The sequence below is a fragment of the Microcoleus sp. Pol12B3 genome (assembly GCF_036701355.1).
Lineage (GTDB): Bacteria > Cyanobacteriota > Cyanobacteriia > Cyanobacteriales > Microcoleaceae > Microcoleus.
This window is the reverse complement of the sequence record NZ_JAUBQS010000002.1, coordinates 69,530-86,658: the sequence shown is the minus strand read 5'-3', so window position 1 is coordinate 86,658 and position 17,129 is coordinate 69,530. Positions and strand designations below refer to the sequence as shown.

At 44.5% G+C, this 17,129-nt stretch carries 19 protein-coding genes; 11 read left to right on the top strand and 8 right to left on the bottom strand.

The annotated features are described in order from the left end of the window. The first annotated feature begins 245 nt into the window (after positions 1–245). The 5 genes from QUA53_RS01460 to QUA53_RS01440 all read left to right on the top strand — a co-directional run bounded on the left by QUA53_RS01460 (position 246) and on the right by QUA53_RS01440 (position 4,669). Entirely contained in the window at positions 246–875 is a 630-nt protein-coding gene (locus tag QUA53_RS01460; RefSeq protein ID WP_333094489.1) for a hypothetical protein, read from the top strand. Positions 876–993: 118 nt separating this feature from the next. Then, a complete protein-coding gene (locus QUA53_RS01455) occupies positions 994–1,293 on the top strand; it encodes a glycosyltransferase (RefSeq protein WP_333248627.1) in 300 nt (99 codons plus the stop codon). 129 nt (positions 1,294–1,422) lie between these two features. Further along, on the top strand, positions 1,423–2,793 hold the full coding sequence (locus QUA53_RS01450; protein WP_333094486.1) for an O-antigen ligase domain-containing protein: 1,371 nt from the start codon (positions 1,423–1,425) through the stop codon (positions 2,791–2,793). A gap of 443 nt (positions 2,794–3,236) precedes the next feature. Further along, a complete protein-coding gene (locus tag QUA53_RS01445) occupies positions 3,237–4,031 on the top strand; it encodes a WecB/TagA/CpsF family glycosyltransferase (protein ID WP_333094485.1) in 795 nt (264 codons plus the stop codon). 194 nt (positions 4,032–4,225) lie between these two features. Further along, positions 4,226–4,669, top strand: a complete 444-nt coding sequence (locus tag QUA53_RS01440) for a DUF4079 domain-containing protein (protein WP_333094484.1) — start codon at positions 4,226–4,228, stop codon at positions 4,667–4,669. Between the two features lie 81 nt (positions 4,670–4,750). Here QUA53_RS01440 and QUA53_RS01435 read toward each other — a convergent pair whose 3' ends face one another. Beyond that, complete coding sequence (locus QUA53_RS01435) at positions 4,751–5,659, bottom strand: alpha/beta hydrolase (RefSeq protein ID WP_333094482.1); 909 nt, start codon at positions 5,657–5,659, stop codon at positions 4,751–4,753. A 40-nt stretch (positions 5,660–5,699) separates the two neighbouring features. On the opposite strand from QUA53_RS01435, the gene QUA53_RS01430 reads away from it, so the two are divergent. Next, entirely contained in the window at positions 5,700–5,858 is a 159-nt protein-coding gene (locus tag QUA53_RS01430) for a hypothetical protein (RefSeq protein WP_333221927.1), read from the top strand. A 172-nt stretch (positions 5,859–6,030) separates the two neighbouring features. On the opposite strand, the gene ubiG is transcribed toward QUA53_RS01430, so the two are convergent. After that, positions 6,031–6,876, bottom strand: a complete 846-nt coding sequence (ubiG, locus tag QUA53_RS01425; protein ID WP_333094480.1) for a bifunctional 2-polyprenyl-6-hydroxyphenol methylase/3-demethylubiquinol 3-O-methyltransferase UbiG — start codon at positions 6,874–6,876, stop codon at positions 6,031–6,033. Between the two features lie 228 nt (positions 6,877–7,104). On the opposite strand from ubiG, the gene QUA53_RS01420 reads away from it, so the two are divergent. Beyond that, entirely contained in the window at positions 7,105–7,836 is a 732-nt protein-coding gene (locus tag QUA53_RS01420; RefSeq protein WP_333094479.1) for a TIGR04283 family arsenosugar biosynthesis glycosyltransferase, read from the top strand. Positions 7,837–9,137: 1,301 nt separating this feature from the next. Here the strand turns inward: QUA53_RS01420 and QUA53_RS01415 are convergent. The 5 genes from QUA53_RS01415 to QUA53_RS01390 form a co-directional block, all read right to left on the bottom strand. Continuing rightward, positions 9,138–9,824: a DivIVA domain-containing protein gene (locus QUA53_RS01415; protein WP_333094478.1), complete on the bottom strand. Its 687-nt coding sequence runs from the start codon at positions 9,822–9,824 to the stop codon at positions 9,138–9,140. Then, positions 9,707–10,285, bottom strand: coding sequence for a pantetheine-phosphate adenylyltransferase (gene coaD / locus QUA53_RS01410; RefSeq protein WP_333094476.1), 579 nt, complete (start codon positions 10,283–10,285; stop codon positions 9,707–9,709). Before coaD ends, QUA53_RS01415 begins: the two co-directional genes overlap by 118 nt. Positions 10,286–10,449: 164 nt before the next feature. Next, on the bottom strand, positions 10,450–11,277 hold the full coding sequence (locus QUA53_RS01405; RefSeq protein ID WP_333094475.1) for a M15 family metallopeptidase: 828 nt from the start codon (positions 11,275–11,277) through the stop codon (positions 10,450–10,452). A gap of 444 nt (positions 11,278–11,721) precedes the next feature. Next, complete coding sequence (locus QUA53_RS01395) at positions 11,722–12,090, bottom strand: transcriptional regulator (RefSeq protein ID WP_333094474.1); 369 nt, start codon at positions 12,088–12,090, stop codon at positions 11,722–11,724. Continuing rightward, positions 12,083–12,400, bottom strand: coding sequence for a type II toxin-antitoxin system RelE/ParE family toxin (locus tag QUA53_RS01390; RefSeq protein WP_333094619.1), 318 nt, complete (start codon positions 12,398–12,400; stop codon positions 12,083–12,085). Before QUA53_RS01390 ends, QUA53_RS01395 begins: the two co-directional genes overlap by 8 nt. 294 nt (positions 12,401–12,694) lie before the next feature. Between QUA53_RS01390 and typA the strand changes: the two genes are divergently transcribed. The 3 genes from typA (at position 12,695) to QUA53_RS01375 (ending at position 15,075) form a co-directional block, all read left to right on the top strand. Then, positions 12,695–14,485: a translational GTPase TypA gene (typA, locus tag QUA53_RS01385; protein ID WP_333094473.1), complete on the top strand. Its 1,791-nt coding sequence runs from the start codon at positions 12,695–12,697 to the stop codon at positions 14,483–14,485. Positions 14,486–14,587: 102 nt separating this feature from the next. After that, positions 14,588–14,809, top strand: a complete 222-nt coding sequence (locus QUA53_RS01380; RefSeq protein WP_333094472.1) for a hypothetical protein — start codon at positions 14,588–14,590, stop codon at positions 14,807–14,809. Beyond that, positions 14,809–15,075, top strand: a complete 267-nt coding sequence (locus tag QUA53_RS01375; protein ID WP_333093428.1) for a Txe/YoeB family addiction module toxin — start codon at positions 14,809–14,811, stop codon at positions 15,073–15,075. Before QUA53_RS01380 ends, QUA53_RS01375 begins: the two co-directional genes overlap by 1 nt. 56 nt (positions 15,076–15,131) lie before the next feature. Here the strand turns inward: QUA53_RS01375 and QUA53_RS01370 are convergent, their stop codons facing one another. After that, positions 15,132–16,358: a tetratricopeptide repeat protein gene (locus QUA53_RS01370; protein ID WP_333094471.1), complete on the bottom strand. Its 1,227-nt coding sequence runs from the start codon at positions 16,356–16,358 to the stop codon at positions 15,132–15,134. A gap of 156 nt (positions 16,359–16,514) precedes the next feature. Here QUA53_RS01370 and QUA53_RS01365 point away from each other — a divergent pair, with 156 nt between their 5' ends. Beyond that, the gene (locus QUA53_RS01365; RefSeq protein WP_333094470.1) at positions 16,515–17,060 is read left to right on the top strand and encodes a hypothetical protein; all 546 of its coding nucleotides are present in this window, start codon (positions 16,515–16,517) and stop codon (positions 17,058–17,060) included. Positions 17,061–17,129: the final 69 nt, after the last annotated feature.

Here is a 17,129-nt window from a genome sequence, read left to right as displayed (position 1 = left end):
TCACACATCTGCCCATTTGTAATTGGGAAAAGTCCCTGACGACAAAGTAAGATCGATCGGCTCGACTATCGAGTTACGATCGCCTCCAACACAGATCCGCACCCCGCAGAAAAGCCAAGCAAAGGCTGGTAAGTGCCAACTTGCTTTAAGGATAAGGAGGAGTTTTAACCAGTATCAATCTTCAGCATCTATTCAGGAAAGTTACTTTTGTCCTGCCTACCCTTAGTCTTAAAGGTGGCATGAGGGTGTTATCTATCTACACAGAACTGCTGCACAAGAGAGGATACAAAATATTTATTGTCTCTATGCCCCTGCCACAGCCGGCTTTAATCCAACAATTGCGATCGCTGCTGAGGGGTAGGGGTTGGAAGTCCGCTCCTAAAACACAAAAGTTTAACTTTGACAAGGTGGATGTCGAAAGTCGAGTTATCGAAACCAACCGTCCAATTAGTGACCTTGACGTACCTGATGCCGATATTGTCATGGCTACTTGGTGGGAAACTGCCGAGTGGGTGGCAAAACTCTCTCCGAGGAAAGGAACGAAAGTATATTTTTTGCAACATTATGAGGCTTTTGACTACGTACCAAAAGGTCGAGTAGAGGCAACTTGGCGGCTGCCGATGCACAAAATCGCTGTGGTCCAGTGGCTAGCCGACATAGCTCGGAATGAATACGGCGATTTGTCTGTATCTCTCGTCCCTCCTACGGTGGACACCAAACAGTTTTACAACCCTCTGTCGCGAGGGAAGCAGCCCCGAGGCAAGCAATTAGTTCCCACAGTCGAGCTGTACTTTAATACAACTCCTTGGAAAGGCTGCGATCTTGCCCTAAAAGCTTTCTCTCTAGCTGCTAAAAAATTTATAACGTTCGTTTAGTTGCATTTGTTCCAGCCACGATAGTTCTAATCCCAATTTGCTGCATGAGGGTAATGAGTATAATAAAGAACCTACTCAAGACCAACGAACAGATTTTTACAGCAAATGCGATGCTTGGGTGTTTTCCAGGAGATCCGAAGGCTTCGGCTTGCCAATTTTAGAAGCTATGGCTTGCGGCACTTCAGTCACTGGCACTGCTTCTGGTGTGGCTCCGGAACTACTTGCTGGCGGGGGTGGCATACTTGTCAAGCCAGAAGATCCAGAGAATATGGCAAAAGCGATCGAGCAGATTTGTCAGTTGTCTGATGCCGAATGGCGCGCAATGTCCGAGACTGCTTTGGAAAGGGTGATAAATTATACTTGGGAGGATGCAACTAATCTCTTCGAGGCGACACTGTACACTGCTTTGGAACTTTAGGCACAATTAACGAACAAGACGTAAAATTGAGGTTGATGTAAAAGATTGGGGTGGGGCGATCGTTTAAACGAGAATTTTTATCGGGCAATGTGATTTGTCTTTCTATAATTTTACTGCCAAAAAATACCTATGGTTGCATTAATCCCACTTGCTATGTTCGGCTTTATTCCAGTCGTTTTTTACCTGTTTGTGAGGTTTCCGGCTCAACGGGCAGTAATTATAAGTTTTGTAGCAGCGTGGCTGTTTTTGCCGCAAGCTTCTTATCCAATCCCTTCATTGCCACCGTATACCAAAATCTCCGCAGCTTGCTACGCCATTTTGCTGGGGACTCTGATCTACGATACGGCGCGCCTCACATCTTTTAAGCCGGGTTGGCTGGACGTGCCAATGGTAATTTACTGTTTGTGTCCAATTTTTTCACAAGTTAGTAATGGTGGCAGCCCCATTTCTCCGACTATCAACCAAATCGTTACTTGGGGTCTGCCTTATTTTTTAGGACGCTTGTATGTGGGCAATTTAGACGGGCTGCGACAATTGGCGATCGGAATTTTTGCAGGTGGGTTAGCCTACATTCCTTTTACTTTAGTTGAAGGAGTTAGGGGCCCAATTCTCCACCAAATGATTTACGGCGTCAATGCCTTTGACGACTGGGGTCAAGCAAGGCGTTTGGGGGGGTGGAGACCAGTAGTGTTTATGCAGCACGGTTTGATGGTGGGCCTGTGGATGATGACAGCCGCCTTAATTGCTGTTTGGCTGTGGCAAACGGGGACGCTTAAAAAGTTTATGGGCCGTAACATCAAGACTTTAGCAATTATATTAACTATCGCTTTTTTCCTGTGCCGTTCAACAGGCGCCTACAGTTTATTTGTAATGGCGTTGCTAGTATTATACTCTGCCAAGTTTTTTCGCACCTCTTTGCCATTGCTATTTATAATTGGATATATAGTGTTTTATCTGTATGTGGCTGCATCGGGTCAATTCTCGAGCAAAGACGTGATTGGATTCATCAATCAAGTATTTGGCGAAGAACGAGCTGCCTCTTTGAAGTTTAGATTTGACAATGAAGAGATATTGGGGGAAAAGGCGCGGCAAAGATTTATGTTTGGCTGGGGAGATTCGGGGGGTAACCGCGTGTATAACGAATACGGTGATGATGTCTCAGTTACCGACAGCTTATGGATTATTGCATTTGGCGTCAACGGTGCAGTCGGTTTGGTTAGTTTATTTTCTTCCTTGTTACTTCCTGTTATCGTCTTTTCCTTGTTCAAATATCCCGCCAGAACCTGGTCTAATCCTAAAGTAGCACCTGCAGCCACCCTGGGAATAGCCTTAACTATGTACGTGTTTGACTGTGTTTTGAATGCTATGACTAACCCGATTTTTGCGCTGATTGCAGGAGGAATATCAGGTCTGGTCTTAAAAGCTCCAGAAAGTCTTAAGGCCAAGAAAACCAGTTCCCCACCAAGAAGACAGTCGCTGGTTCACCAAAAATCATCCTGATTTTCGGAAATGCGATCGCTGCTTCACTTTAAGCTTGACACTATCTTGCCAGTCCTGGAGACAACAACTAAAAAATCTACCACTTTTGGATGAAATCCAGTTCAGAAGTTGCGACATAATTCTCACTAGGTTAAAATTTTAATCTCATAAACTATTTTTTACATTCATTTGCAATGCTTCAACAAGTATTAGCAGGGGATGGCCTTTTTCTTGAAAATGTGTTGCGAGTTATAAACTTAGAAAATGGGCTTTATACACTTTTTCTAAAACGAGCTGATTCTTTACATAATCTTTAAACATACTCACTAGACAGGCAGGGTGTAGGAGGATATACTGATAAAAGTATGTTCGCTGAAGCACCCAAGTAGTTAAAACACGAAACTGTATTGTGGGTGATAATAGTTTGAGTTGTAGTTTAATATAAAGCGGGAAGGGCATCATAAATGAAAACAGTTAATTTATTGAATGTCTCGATAGATAACTTGTCAATCACAGAGTTGTTTGAAAAACTCGACTGCGAAGGTGGTGTCGTATTTACACCCAATGTAGACCACTTGATTAAGTTGCAGTATGACCGCGATTTCTATGAAGCTTACAATACATCTACTTATAGAGTCTGCGACAGTCAAATATTGATGTATGCCTCCCGGTTTTTGGGTACTCCTCTCAAAGAAAAAATTTCTGGTTCTGATTTGTTCCCGGCATTTTATATGTATCACAAAGATAACGAGAAGATTAAAATATTTTTGCTAGGAGCTGCTGAAGGTATTGCTAGGAAAGCCCAGGAAAAAATTAACCAAAAAATTGGAAGAGAGATAGTAGTTGAAGCACTTTCTCCTTCTTTTGGCTTTGAAAAAAATGAAGAAGAATGTGAAAAAATAATTGACGAGATAAATAAATCAGGAGCTACAGTTCTCGCCATAGGAGTGGGAGCTCCCAAGCAAGAGAAGTGGTTGATTAAATACAAGAGCAAATTAACACACGTCAAAATATTCTTAGCCGTAGGTGCAACCATTGATTTTGAAGCTGGTTGCAAAGCAAGAGCTCCCAAATGGATGAGCGAAGTCGGCATAGAATGGGCGTACCGACTGTTAAGTGAACCGAGAAGGTTGTGGAAAAGATATTTGATTGAAGGTTTGCCTTTTTTCCGATTAATCTTAGAACAAAAATTAGGGTTTTATAAAATGCCTTTCATGGACAGCAAAACCACCAATCTAAAATGGGAAGGTGGCTCCTAAAAATGGCAGCGACAAATCTCTAGCGTAAATTAAGCTGAGTATCAGAGAAAGTGCGTTTGACTTCCACGCAAGACTGATGCCATCTGTGGATAGTCCGATCGCACTTTCTCTCAAAATAATTCATTTTTGCTTTCAAATCCAGGTAAAATCGGAAAGAAACCTTTTGTGGAAAATCCTAATTAGGGATGCAACCGATGAATCTGCCTTCTTTCTTGTGGTTGTGGAAAATAGCGGCTTGGTCAATGGGTGTTTCCCTGTTGGCTTATCTGTTGCTGGCCGTTACTGGAACGTGGATGTTTGCCGCTAGGAGTACCAAACAACCGCGCCCAAAATGGCTGCGTCCCTTTCATTTAGCCACTGGTGCAGGGATGGCGACTTTGGTAATTTTACTGCTGGGAATTGGTGTAGTCGGTACGCTAGGATACTACGGCAATTTGGGTCACTCGGCTCATTTACCTGCCGGGTTAGCTGTTGTGGCTTTGGTGTTGGTTTCTGTTGGAAGCGGGCTGCAAATTGGTCCTAAAAATCCTTGGGCGCGTCCCCTCCACATCGGCACTAATTTGGCTTTGTGTGGCGGATTTGTGACTGTGTTGCTCACAGGATGGACGATCGTACAAAAGTATTTGCCGAAAGTTTGAAACCTGTCTATTTGACCTCAAACTATACCAACTGTTCCAGGGAAAACATATATGTAAGGTGCGCCGCAGCGCACCCTAGGTTTATTTTTTTTGCGTGAGTCCGCTTTGGGTGATGAATTCTAAAATATGCTGCGCGGTAGTCTGTGGCTTTTCTAAGTGGGGAACGTGCCCGCAGTCGGGTATCCAGATTAGTTGAGAATTGGCGATCGCCCTTGCAAACTTTTCCGCATCCGCCGTCCCCAAAATCCGGTCTTGCTTTCCCCACAAAATCAGAGTCTGCTGCTGAATTTGCGGTAATTTTTCCCCAAAACCTCCGTAACCGCCGCTTTTGGTAAACGCAATTAAAGCTTGATTCCAGTTGGGCATTTCCAAGTGCAAAGCAGCACAAGTTTGAGCGTCTTGAGAAGCCAAATTTTTATCGAAATAAGCATTGACGCTAATTCGCTGGCGAATTTTGGGATTGCGTAAAAATGAAGTAGCCAGATACCCTAAAGGAGGAATTAAAAACTTTCCCTTATTAGAACTGATGGCAAAACCTGCGCTATCTATTAACACTAATTGTTTCACAGCTTCGGGATAATTGAGAGTGAAATCAATTGCGGCTGCACCTCCCATTGAAGCACCGACTAAGATTACAGGCTGCGAAATTAGCGTTTTCCAAAAATAGTAAAGATGACTTTCAATTGCCCTCGCGCTGAATGCCAAACCAGCCGCTCTTTCTGTAAAGCCGAAACCCAACAAATCAACCGCCCAAGTTTCATTTTCAGCAGCTAGCAGCGGCAACAGGCGGCGGAATTCAAACAAGGAACTGTCGAAGCCGTGAATTAGCAAAATCGGTGTGTTTCCGCTGCCTTGGCGCACGTAGGTTGTGGCAATTGGCTCAGAAGATAGGGGAGTAGTAATTGCCTCCCGTTGAATGCTTTGGGCTAAAGCAATTGAGGTAGATTCTGTGAGTTGTGCGATCGATTTTGGCAGAAAACTTGCTGGCATAATTCTTGATAAATTGTGAATCGGTAGGGGCGATGCCACTGTGTTCGCCCCAACATTTAAGTATATATGCTTGCTCGATCGCTATTTGAGGAGTTCGGGCGAGTCATTAAAATTCGATCGATACTCAGTATCCCTCAGCCCCGGCTTAGGTTTGTCGTGCGATCGCCAATATAGCACTTCTCAATTGCCCGCAATATAGTAAGGATACGGCCTCGTGCCTACGAAATATGTGTATTGCACTCAACAGCATAAGGTTTACCGCTGCGTGCATACCCTCAAAAATGGAATAGAGGCGGGTTGGAGACGGATTTGTCGATCGCAAAAATCCGTCTCCACCTCGCCCCAAATGGCAAAAGTTAACAATTAACTGATTAATTCTTCGCCCCAACGCCAACATACATAATCGACCGATCCTCATTAATTTTGATTTTAAACAACCCAGACTTTTTGTAATCCATATAGTTAGCTAGATTCGATGTTAGAGTTTGAGATATTTGTTTAAAAATACCAGCCGACGGAAACACCTGCTTGCCGCGTGTAAAATCTTCCCAAAACCCGTGCATTGCGACTAACATAGCGCCCATTTCTCCAAACATATCAAAACCTTTAATTTCAATCTTGCCAAAACCAATATCTTGCATTACCACAGACAGTTCATCCGGCGTAATAAATTTTTCCCAATCGTGAACGCCCCGCTTGATTTCCTGCAATGTATTTTCCATCAGTCCAATCATCACAATTTGCGAGGAAAAAGTTCGGTTAATTGTATCAAAAAAGAACAGTCCCCCAGGCTTGAGAATCCTGTGCACCTCAGACACAACTTTTTTGTAATCGGCTACGTGTTCCAAAACATCCACGCAGATTACAACATCAAATGTATTGTCGTCGTAGGGCATATTTTCGGCAAAACCTTGCCTGTAGTCAATTTCAAAACCGCTGGTAACTGCGTGATCTTGAGCTGCTACAATACATTTCTCCGATCGATCTATTCCAGAAACAATAGCGCCTCTCTCGGCCATAAACTCGCAAGAAAAGCCACCCCCGCACCCGACATCTAAGGTTTTTAGCCCTTGCCAATTAGTCGCGTGTCGGTCGAAAAACTCAAATCTGGGTTTGTTTAGATGGTATAAGGCATAAATTTTAGCATTTTCGTCCCACCAATTATCGGCATTTTCATCATAAAATTCTAAATCATTTTTTACTTCTGTTTTCTGCACGATTTTCTCAGTCCTGATTAGTGGAAAATATATAGGGCGATTGCACTTTTGCATGATTTTATAGGACTGACGCCAAAAAACCAATTTCTGTGAAAAATCTGAAGTTTCGTGACGAGTTGGCACGCAGACACTGGGTTTCTGAATCCGCGCGCGTAAGTTCTATTTTTTCGTTAGTTGTGAATCGCCACAGTTGTTTATTATAATAGCTCTGGCACAAATTTAAACAAGATGGATCGCGTTTCTATTATCATCCCAGCCCTCAACGAAGCGACTTGTCTGAAACGCACCCTCCGCCAACTCAGTATTCTTAATCCTCCCGCTTGGGAAGTGTTGGTGGTAGATGGCGGCAGTCAAGACGATACAGCGGCGATCGCACTTTCGGCCGGCATCCGCGTTATTTCTAGCACTACAGCCGGACGTTCCTTGCAAATGAACTTAGGTGCTCTTGTCGCCACCGGCGAAATTCTGTGCTTTCTCCACGCCGACACTTTAGTTCCAGACGACATTGTAGCAGTTATCCAGAAAACATTGTCCGATGCCGAAATTTCCGGTGGCGGGTTTATCTCCCTGATGGCTGGTTCGCAGCAAACAAGATGGGGTTTTTCCCTCCACAATTACCTCAAAACTTATTACGCGCCACTGTTATTTCGACCTCATTTATTTTTCAAAGGATTGCGCCTGCTGTTTGGCGACCAAGTTATTTTTTGCCGCCGTACCGATTTTTGGGAATGCGCCGGTTTCGATGCAGCGCTGCCAATTATGGAGGAAGCGGATTTGTGTTTGAAACTAGTGCGACGGGGGAGACTTAAGTTAGTCAATCGGGTAGTGGAAAGTAGCGATCGGCGAGTTGCAAATTGGGGCGAATTTAAAGCAATTGCGATCTATCTTTCGATAGGTTTTTTGTGGGGTTTTGGCGTTTCTCCCCGCTATCTTAAGCAGTTTTATGAAGACATACGCTAAAACAAAAAATTAGATTAAATTCCCATAATGTACAGGCTGTAATTTTTGGGCATAACTTTCTGCACCAGGTAAATAATCGCCCAACAACCGTACAAATGACCTGTCACTAAAAAGCCGAGCTTCAGCAGCGGAGATACGAGGCTAATAAACTTATAAAACGCTAACAAAACCTATTTCAATACCGTCTAATCCAGGAGGAGATATAAAGGGAATGAATAAGCAGACAATATTGTGATTAACCCAGATACTCTATTTACTGGGAACTGCGATACTCTTAGAAAATGCGAGGATGGACAATACGAACAAAATTGCGTATCTTTGAGAAGATTAAAAAAAAACGAGCGGAGTAACCATCCCTCAGAATTAACTCCACTTATCAGGTAATATTCCCAAATGCTCGCTACATAAAAGAGGATAGTTGCTCCTAAATTTGGCATTTTTCTGCGTTCGAGAGTTGAATTCTTTCATACGAACCGCCCAAAAATAAACTTGTTGAAAATGGCTAAATCTAACTAAAAATCCAGCCAGCGCTCGATCGAAGATAGAGGTATCGATATATTTGAAAGCGCTTAAGTAGAAGAATATTGTAAAAAGTGTTTGAATTGTTAATCCCAAAGCCAAAAGTTTTCTGGGTTCTAAAAATTTTAATTTCACGAGAAGCCACAACCAGCCGTAGCATTTAACAATCACAACGATGAAGTAATAGGGAAACTTCACCCTTGCCTCTCAGGATATCTGTGAGTAATGACAGTAAATCAAATTTTTGCAGTTCCCCCAAAATATTTAAGATGTAGAAAGCTCTTGACGAAAACAGATAGGGGGGTATAATTTTTGACAGTATTTTTTTTTACTACCAGTGCGGGATTATTTTGATTTTCCAGTTTGTTGGTGAGAAAAAAACGGCTCAACATTAAAATGCAGGTACGCCAAATAGTTGTAATGTATCGATCGCGACAAATTGAATGCTGCGATAGCCAAAGGCGAAGAAGCCAGCATGAGTAATCACCACACTGACGATCGCTAAAGCTCTGATCTAATCAAATTCAGCGAACCGATTAGAAAGTTTTTTCATCGTAAAAATTAGACTGTAAAAATTTGAATTAAATTAGGAATTTTTTGTTTGATGAGTAGGATATCATAAAATGTTATATTTGCTGTTATGTTCACAAAACTTATCTCAGCGACAATAAGCCACCGAGTGCTCGAATTGAGGAATAAAGACTATAGAGACTATTGCAAAAAAAAATCTACCTAAATTAGGTAGACTTTTAGAAATGTTCAAGCAATGAATAGACTGTTGGCTAACCGTTGTTGTGATGGATGTGCGACGCAGAAACACTATCCAACTGATCGCGCCCGTTGCGGATCACGCGCAGCATATCGCTCAACTTGTGCTCGATATTATCGAGAACTTGGTCGGCATAATCATCGGCTCCGTTTTGAATTTCCTCGCATTCAGCCATCGCCCTGACTCTCATCTCTTCCAATTCCTCTTGAGCCTGGTAGCGAATTTGTTCGACTTCCGCCAGCGTAGCCTGCTGAATTGCCTCGCAGTCGAGCAAAACTTGCTGCCGCAACTGATCTGCCTCTATCTTCGCCTGCTGGAGCAGGCCCATATCGTTTAAAATTTCTGCTGCTCTCTGTTCTGCAGCTTCTATCACTTCCTGAGCGTAAAGTTCCGCCTCTTGAAGCAAGTCGTCCTTGTGCCGGATGATCGTCTCGGCTTCCTGAAAGGCGATCGGCAAATTTAGCCTCACCAAGTCTAACTGATCGAGCAACTGTTCTTCATCCACCAGAGTGCGTCTGGTCATGGGAATTCGCGGGCTGTCGAGAACAATTTCCTCAAGCCGGTTCAATTCCCGCTGGATGTCTACTCCTGCGGTTCGGGTGGGGTCTCCGAAGGCGGCTGTGTTCTGAGGGGGTTCGTTCTCAGTGCCGCGTCCGGTAGTGTCGGGTTCGATGCGAGTGGGTTCCTGCTGGCGTAACATTTGTAAATATCTAGGGCGACGTGTTTCGGAACAAGATGATCTACGGAGCCACCAAACTTGGCTATTTCTTTAACTACACTACTACTTAAAAAGCTGTACTCGTTAGAAGTTGCCAAAAAAACTGTTTCAATTTCACCCAGAAGGGTTTTATTGGTGTGGGCCATCTGGAGTTCCATTTCAAAATCTGTTAATACCCGGAGCCCCCGCAGCAGCACTTTGGCTTGTCGAATCTTAGCATAGTTTACTGTCAAACCTTCAAAACTGTCTACTTCTACGTTTGGCAAGTGTTGGGTAGAGCGCAGGATCTGCTCGATCCGTTCCTCTACGGTGAAGAGAGGGGTTTTGCTGGGGTTTCTGACTACGGTAACAATTACCCGGTCAAACAGTTTAGATCCCCGCTCAATAATGTCTGCGTGACCGAAGGTAATGGGGTCAAAGCTGCCTGGATAGATTGCAATCACGAGTTTGGCTCAATGAAGTGGGAGAGTGGAGGAGTGGGGGAATGGGAGACTGGGTAGATTGGGGCAGTGGGATAGTGGGAGAGTGGCAAAGCCGGAGATGTGGAAAATCTTCGTTCTTCCTTCTTCGTTCTTCCTTCTTCCCTCTTTCTTCTTCCTTCTTGCCTCTACTTATTCATCGAATGAGCTTTGTAGAAAGTTTCGAGGCTTTGCTTGTCGCCCACAAACCGCCAATGCCAAGGCTCGTAACTGACGCCTTGGCGATTGTTTTTGGGGAAGGACATTTCAAAGCTGAAGGCGACGGCGTTGGCTTCTAACCACTTGAATGCTTGGGTATTTTCAAAACTGGGGCTGAGGTTGGTATCCGGGGCGCTGCCGTCGCCGATGTCGATCGCGTAACCTGTGTGGTGTTCGCTGTAACCTGGAGGGGCGCTGACTTCGGCTCGCTTGCTGGCGTTTTGCCTGCGTTCGGCTTTCACGTCAAAAAATACGTGCTGTTGATCTTCCAGGGAGCGAAAGCCCGATATGGGAGCGAAGTAGATGCCTGATGCGGCGGCGGCGTTGGCCATTTCTTGATATTTTGCTGCTGCTGAGGTGCGGAGTTTGACGCTACCGTCGGAGGTGACGCCTACCAAGTCTTTGGCTGGTGCTTCTGGGTACGGCAAGTGTCCAAGGAGGTTGTCTGGGGTTGTGGGGGCTTTAGGGGTGCTAGCTGGACTCGCGACAGACGGAGACGCGGAACTTGTCGGCGCTGAGTTTTGTTGAGTTTGCTCTGCCTGACTGGTGGCTGGGAACAAGTTAAAGTTGAGGTGCAGCCAGATGCTGACCCCACAGGCTAGTGCGGCCAACCCTAGCAGTTTCCAAATCAGCCCTTTTTTCTTGGACTGACTCTGCCCTGCTTCTGGGTATGGGTGGTCTCGCACTGCTTCGGGAATTTCGTCGGCGACAAGCTCCGAGGCTTGCGGGGGTTTTCTTGACAGACTAGCGTTATCCAAGCCAGCTCCACTCCTGCACTTCAATAAGGCTCAACGTTAAAAATTGTAGACCGATATGGGCGATCGAACAGCTACAATTGCCGCTGAGAATATATCATCTCTTTCAGACTTCGCCCCGTCCCATCCGCCAACTCTCGCATCTGTTGCTTGGGCCCACAGTCGATCGTCCCTGCGAGGCCGAACTGGTTGGCGCTGGTAGCGCTGGTTTATTTTAAGTGTAATTTGTTACTGTTCCACAAAATCCCACAATTCTTCGATCGACACATCAAACGTCCGGGCCAATTTTAGCAGAGCACCGATGTCAGTCATTACCATACTGGGCGATCGGGCATAAGTTTTAACAGTATTGTAGGATACGCCGGAGGGATCGGCTACTTCCTTTAGCGATCGGGCTTCGAGCGCCTTTAAGGTCTAATTAGTAGCTTAAAGCTCGATCGCCCAAAATCAAACATTACCAACTTCCGCCAACTCAGCGCCACCAACAGAATCTTCCTCTTCCCCTTTATCCCCTTCATCAACTACAACAGATAACTTCAATCCCAAAACCTTCAGCCAATTAGCCAAAGCATAAATTGTCGCACTTCCTTCTCCCGACAACAAAATATCTAACTTTTCCAAATGCAATTTAGCATCCTCAGCAGACATATTTGGTTCGCCCAGAGCCTCAAATACATCTCGAAGTGCTTTTCGCATGATTCCTAATTCCAAATCTCCTTCTTCCTCCTCAAGTATCTCTGTGAGGTAAGCCACAGCAAATAAGGGGTCTTTGAGAGATTTAATTTTTAACGGATGGTAAGGTACGCTTTTAGGCATTTTCTCTGCTCCTGTATTCTCTCCAATATTTCTTAGCTGTGCTAATATCTTGCTCTTGAGTGCTTTTATCTCCACCACACAGCAGAAGCACTATAGTTGTTTCTATTTGTCCAAAATAGACGCGGTAGCCCGGGCCAAAGTCAATCCTAAATTCCCAGACTCCCTCTCCCAGCGATCGAGAATCTCCCAGATTGCCATCGCTAACCCGCTCAAGCCTTTTAATAATCTTGGCTTTGCCTTTAAAGTCTCGAAGAGATTCCAACCACTCGGAAAAAGGAATTTTGCCATCAGGTATCTGATACTGCTGAATATCTCTCTCGTTGTACTTCCATAAGGTCGATCAAACTTGCACCCTCATCTTAATATCGGCGATCGCCCCGTATCCAACCTTCTTCACCAGGGCCAACTCAAAATCGCCGATCGAAAGGAACTCTGCCGTTAGGGGTAGTGTAACGCTACATTTCTCTCTGTTGCGCTTCCATAATCTTGATTCTAGCGACGATCGCACTCCAATCTTACAGCCCCGCTCGATCGGCCCTTGACTCCATGCGCTACAATTATTAAGAAATCTTTAGTTAGATCCGTTTAACGTTCCAGACGCATTATGAGTCTTCCCATTCGCAACGTCGCCATCATTGCTCACGTCGATCACGGCAAAACCACCCTTGTGGACGCTCTCCTCAGACAGTCCGGGATCTTCCGCGAAGGGGAAGAAATCCCAGATTGCGTCATGGACTCCAACGACATCGAGCGCGAACGTGGCATTACCATCCTTTCCAAAAACACCGCCGTCAGGTACGGAGAAACCCTGATCAACATCGTCGATACCCCCGGACACGCGGACTTCGGTGGAGAAGTCGAACGAGTTCTCGGCATGGTTGACGGCTGTCTGCTGATCGTAGACGCCAACGAAGGCCCGATGCCGCAAACCCGCTTCGTGCTCAAAAAAGCCCTAGAAAAAGGACTGCGCCCGATCGTCTTTGTGAATAAGATCGATCGCGAGCGAGCCGACCCCCACAAAGCCGTCGATAAAGTTTTGGATCTGTTCCTCGAACTAGGTGCTGACGACGATCAGTGCGAATTTCCCTATCTCTTCGGTTCCGGCTTAAGCGGTTACGCCAAAAAACACCTCGAAGACGAAGGGGTAGATATGAAGCCCCTCTTTGAAGAAATCCTCGACCACGTACCGCCCCCCGTAGGCGACCCCAACAAGCCGCTGCAACTGCAAGTAACCACCTTAGATTACTCAGAATACGTCGGTCGCATCGTCATCGGTCGCATCCACAACGGCACAATTAGAGTTGGTCAACAAGCAGTCTTGATCACAGAAAGCGGCGCGCTTGTCAAATCAAAAATTACCAAATTGATGGGCTTTGAAGGCCTGAAGCGGATAGATATCCCAGAATCTACTGCTGGTAATCTTGTCGCCGTTGCTGGTTTTGCTGATGCGTATATTGGCGAGACAATTACCTGTCCGAACGACCCGCAAGCGCTGCCTTTAATCAAGGTAGATGAACCAACTTTGCAGATGACTTTCTCGGTGAACGATTCGCCGTTCTGCGGTCAAGAAGGAAGTTTGGTAACATCGCGACAAATTCGCGATCGGCTAATGCGAGAACTCCAAACGAACGTCGCCTTGCGCGTCGAAGAAACCGAATCTCCCGACAAATTCCTGGTATCCGGCCGTGGCGAACTCCACCTCGGAATCCTGATCGAAAATATGCGTCGCGAAGGATACGAATTTCAAGTATCCCAGCCGCAAGTAATCTACCGCGAAATCGGCGGTCGTCCCTGCGAACCCTTTGAATGTTTGGTGTTAGACGTACCCGAAGAAGCAGTCGGCGGCTGCATCGAACGCCTCGGTCAGCGGAAAGCAGAAATGCAAGATATGCACGTCAGCAGCACCGGTCGCACCCAAATCGAATTTTCAGTCCCCGCTCGCGGTTTGATTGGATTCCGAGGCGAGTTCATGCGCTTGACTCGCGGCGCTGGAATTATGAACCACAGCTTCCTCGACTATCGCCCCCTCGGTGGAGAAATTGTCGCCCGTCGCAACGGAGTATTGATTTCCTTTGAAGAAGGAGTTGCAACTACTTATTCACTGAAAAATGCTGAAGACCGCGGCGTGTTTTTCATTACCCCCGGAACCAAGGTTTACAGAGGGATGATTATCGGAGAAAACAACCGAGATGAAGACATGGAGCTGAATATTTGCAAGTCGAAGCAGTTGACAAACCACCGCGCATCTGGCGGTGAAGAATTGGCGCAATTGCAAGCACCAGTCGATATGAGTTTGGAGCGCGCTTTGGAGTACATCGGCCAGGATGAATTGGTGGAAGTAACTCCGAAATCCATTCGCTTGCGGAAGGTTTCTAAGAAGTTAGTCAAACGCTAAAACAACTTGATGGCTGGCTATTTTGCCAGCCATTAGTCTCAACTTCAAACTGTATTTAAAGGCAATATTAATTTTTAACGCAATCAAAAATAGGTCAAAACGATGTCAACAGTTTATCGTTTAAAAGCCAGCGAACTAGACCGTAACTTTTTAGAACAAATCAAAGCGATTTTTGGAGATAAAGAGATTGAAATAATTGTCTCAGAATGCGATGAAACCGAATATCTTTTGAAATCGGAAATCAATAAAAACAAACTGTTGAAAGCTATTGAAAATGTTAAAGACAGACAAAATTTAGTTGAAGTCGATTTACAGGATTTGTAATGAGTAGAAGAATTATTTTTGAATCTTCTGCTTTTGCAGATTTTAATGAATGGGCAAAATTAGACAAAAAGATTTATCGCAAAATTGTAGAATTGATTAAAGATATAGATCGATCGCCCTTTGAAGGATTGGGCAAACCTGAACCTCTGAAATACGAGTTAAGTGGTTTTTGGTCGAGGCGCATTGATAACGAACATCGTTTGGTTTACCAAGTTACAGATGAAGAAATTGCGATCGCAGCTTGTAAGAATCATTATAGTGAATGAAGCTTTAAGCAATGTAGCGATTGCTCTTTTTATCAATTTACTAAATGCGATCGCTCTCAATATTCTTCCTGAAGTTCTTCTATTAGATCAAGTACCTCTTGATAATTTTCTTCTTTTTCCTGTACATGATATAAATTTTTAGCGTGGTGAAGATCCAGAGCTGCTTTTTGGTGATTTCCCAAATGACCGTAGACAATGCCTCGGTTGTGATAAGCTTCAGCAAATTTCCGTTCAAGCTGAATTGCCTGAGTGTAATTCTCAAGCGCTTTCTCTTTTTCCCCGAACCTAAAACGAATAACCCCCATGTTGTAGAAGGTTTTTTCATTATGGGGATTCAGCCAAGCTGACTGAGTATAATCTTCAAGCGCTTTTTGCAGATCGCCTAGTTTCAAAAAGTAGACATCACCTCGATTATTCCAAGCAAGGGCATCATCAGGACTTAGTTCAATTGCTTGGGTGAAATCTTTAAGTGCCGCTTGCAGATCCCCTATTTCTAAATTATTAAAACCTCGGTCATTGTAGGCTTGAGCATACTCAGGATTTAGTTGAATTGCTCGGGTGTGATCGATCCGTGCTCCTCTGTAATCACCTGAGTTAGAATAAATAATACCCAGGTTGTTGTGAAATATTGCACAATAAGGATTGAGCAATATCGCCTCTGTGTAATCCTCAATTGCTCCCGGATCGTCCCTTAGTTCATGCCGAACATTAGCTCGGTTATTGTAGGCATCTGCATAATTAGGATTAAGCTTAATTGCTTGATTAAAATTTTCAATTGCTTCCTCAAAATCTCTTTCCTTAGCCTTGTCCATTCCCAGATTATTGAAGTTTTCAGGAATCATCTGAGAGTGCGATGGCACTGTCTCCACCAGAGCATCAATATCATTCTCTGAAAGAGAAGGTGCAATTACTGGCTTATTTTCAACAGAGTTAGATGACCTGGTTTTATATCCTGCTAGCTCAAGCCAATCTGGGATATCTCTCCAGTTTTTAACCGTGTTAGTAGATTTGTTTGTAAGTTTTTCAACGTATCGATAAATGGTTTGACAGAGAGTCGTGTCAATTCCCCTAGCATTTTTATATAGCTTTGTAGCCATTTCATTTGAACTGTAGTCGCAAAGCAATCCGCGTAGATATAGCTTTTCTACTTCAGTCAGCCCTGGTCTCTTCCCAAGCATACAGTTTTTCTTCGCTGCTGCCAAGTCTTTGTACAACTTTTCTAAATCCCAGTCATTAGCAGCTAGGGTGAATTCTTCTGCTGGTGAATACTGAACTTGTGCCATTTCTAGGGTGTTATTAAGTTCCTAACAAACAATCATAACAAACTTCCTAACACTTGTTGGGTAGCTGCCAGATAAAGTTCGGCGAAGCTAGGGATGTAGTGATTCACTACTCAAAACTTAAAAAAATCTACGTCTACAACTCTGACGGAATTAATCATGTACAACAATAATCAGCACAACGAAGCCAAATTCTCCCAGCCACTACCCCCGCTTTCCCAAAAACAGGAATACGACTTCCAAACTCAAAAGAAAGTAGGAAAGACAGGAGAGGCGATCGTAGACCAGTGGTTGCAGATTCATGGCTATCGCATTGAGGATGTCTCAGATTTGCCACACTATCAGAAAGCAGGTATTGACCGCGTACTAATTCGCCCAAACGGTTCAACCGCAACTGCTGAGTACAAGACTGATATAAAAGCCAAGCAAACTGGAAACTTGTTTTTTGAAGCTTGTGACGATCGCAACCGTCCCTGTTGGGGATTAACTTCTAAAGCCTATCTCTGGATATTTTTCATTCCTCAACAGGAGATATTGGTCGTCGAACCCGGTAAATTCAGGTTGTTAGTTTTGCAGCAACAGCCAGAACTCTCGCAGAAAGTAGTACCAAATCGAGGCTACAGTGTAACTGGATTACCTGTTCCATTAGTAAAGGTGCGGAATATTGCTAGTCACGTTTTCAAGTTTCCTGACGTTCTTTTCTAAAAAGAGACTCGCTGTTAATCTGGCGATCGCCTACTCAAGGCGATCGCCATTATTCGAGTAATAATACTT

What these genes read in the sequence shown, in the direction of transcription:
- QUA53_RS01450 (WP_333094486.1), top strand. Translation starts at nt 1,423, where the DNA reads ATGGTTGCATTAATCCCACTTGCTATGTTCGGCTTTATTCCAGTCGTT.
- QUA53_RS01445 (WP_333094485.1), top strand. Translation starts at nt 3,237, where the DNA reads ATGAAAACAGTTAATTTATTGAATGTCTCGATAGATAACTTGTCAATC.
- QUA53_RS01440 (WP_333094484.1), top strand. Translation starts at nt 4,226, where the DNA reads ATGAATCTGCCTTCTTTCTTGTGGTTGTGGAAAATAGCGGCTTGGTCA.
- QUA53_RS01435 (WP_333094482.1), bottom strand. Translation starts at nt 5,659, where the DNA reads ATGCCAGCAAGTTTTCTGCCAAAATCGATCGCACAACTCACAGAATCT.
- QUA53_RS01420 (WP_333094479.1), top strand. Translation starts at nt 7,105, where the DNA reads ATGGATCGCGTTTCTATTATCATCCCAGCCCTCAACGAAGCGACTTGT.
- QUA53_RS01415 (WP_333094478.1), bottom strand. Translation starts at nt 9,824, where the DNA reads ATGTTACGCCAGCAGGAACCCACTCGCATCGAACCCGACACTACCGGA.
- QUA53_RS01395 (WP_333094474.1), bottom strand. Translation starts at nt 12,090, where the DNA reads ATGCCTAAAAGCGTACCTTACCATCCGTTAAAAATTAAATCTCTCAAA.
- typA (WP_333094473.1), top strand. Translation starts at nt 12,695, where the DNA reads ATGAGTCTTCCCATTCGCAACGTCGCCATCATTGCTCACGTCGATCAC.
- QUA53_RS01380 (WP_333094472.1), top strand. Translation starts at nt 14,588, where the DNA reads ATGTCAACAGTTTATCGTTTAAAAGCCAGCGAACTAGACCGTAACTTT.
- QUA53_RS01375 (WP_333093428.1), top strand. Translation starts at nt 14,809, where the DNA reads ATGAGTAGAAGAATTATTTTTGAATCTTCTGCTTTTGCAGATTTTAAT.
- QUA53_RS01370 (WP_333094471.1), bottom strand. Translation starts at nt 16,358, where the DNA reads ATGGCACAAGTTCAGTATTCACCAGCAGAAGAATTCACCCTAGCTGCT.
- QUA53_RS01365 (WP_333094470.1), top strand. Translation starts at nt 16,515, where the DNA reads ATGTACAACAATAATCAGCACAACGAAGCCAAATTCTCCCAGCCACTA.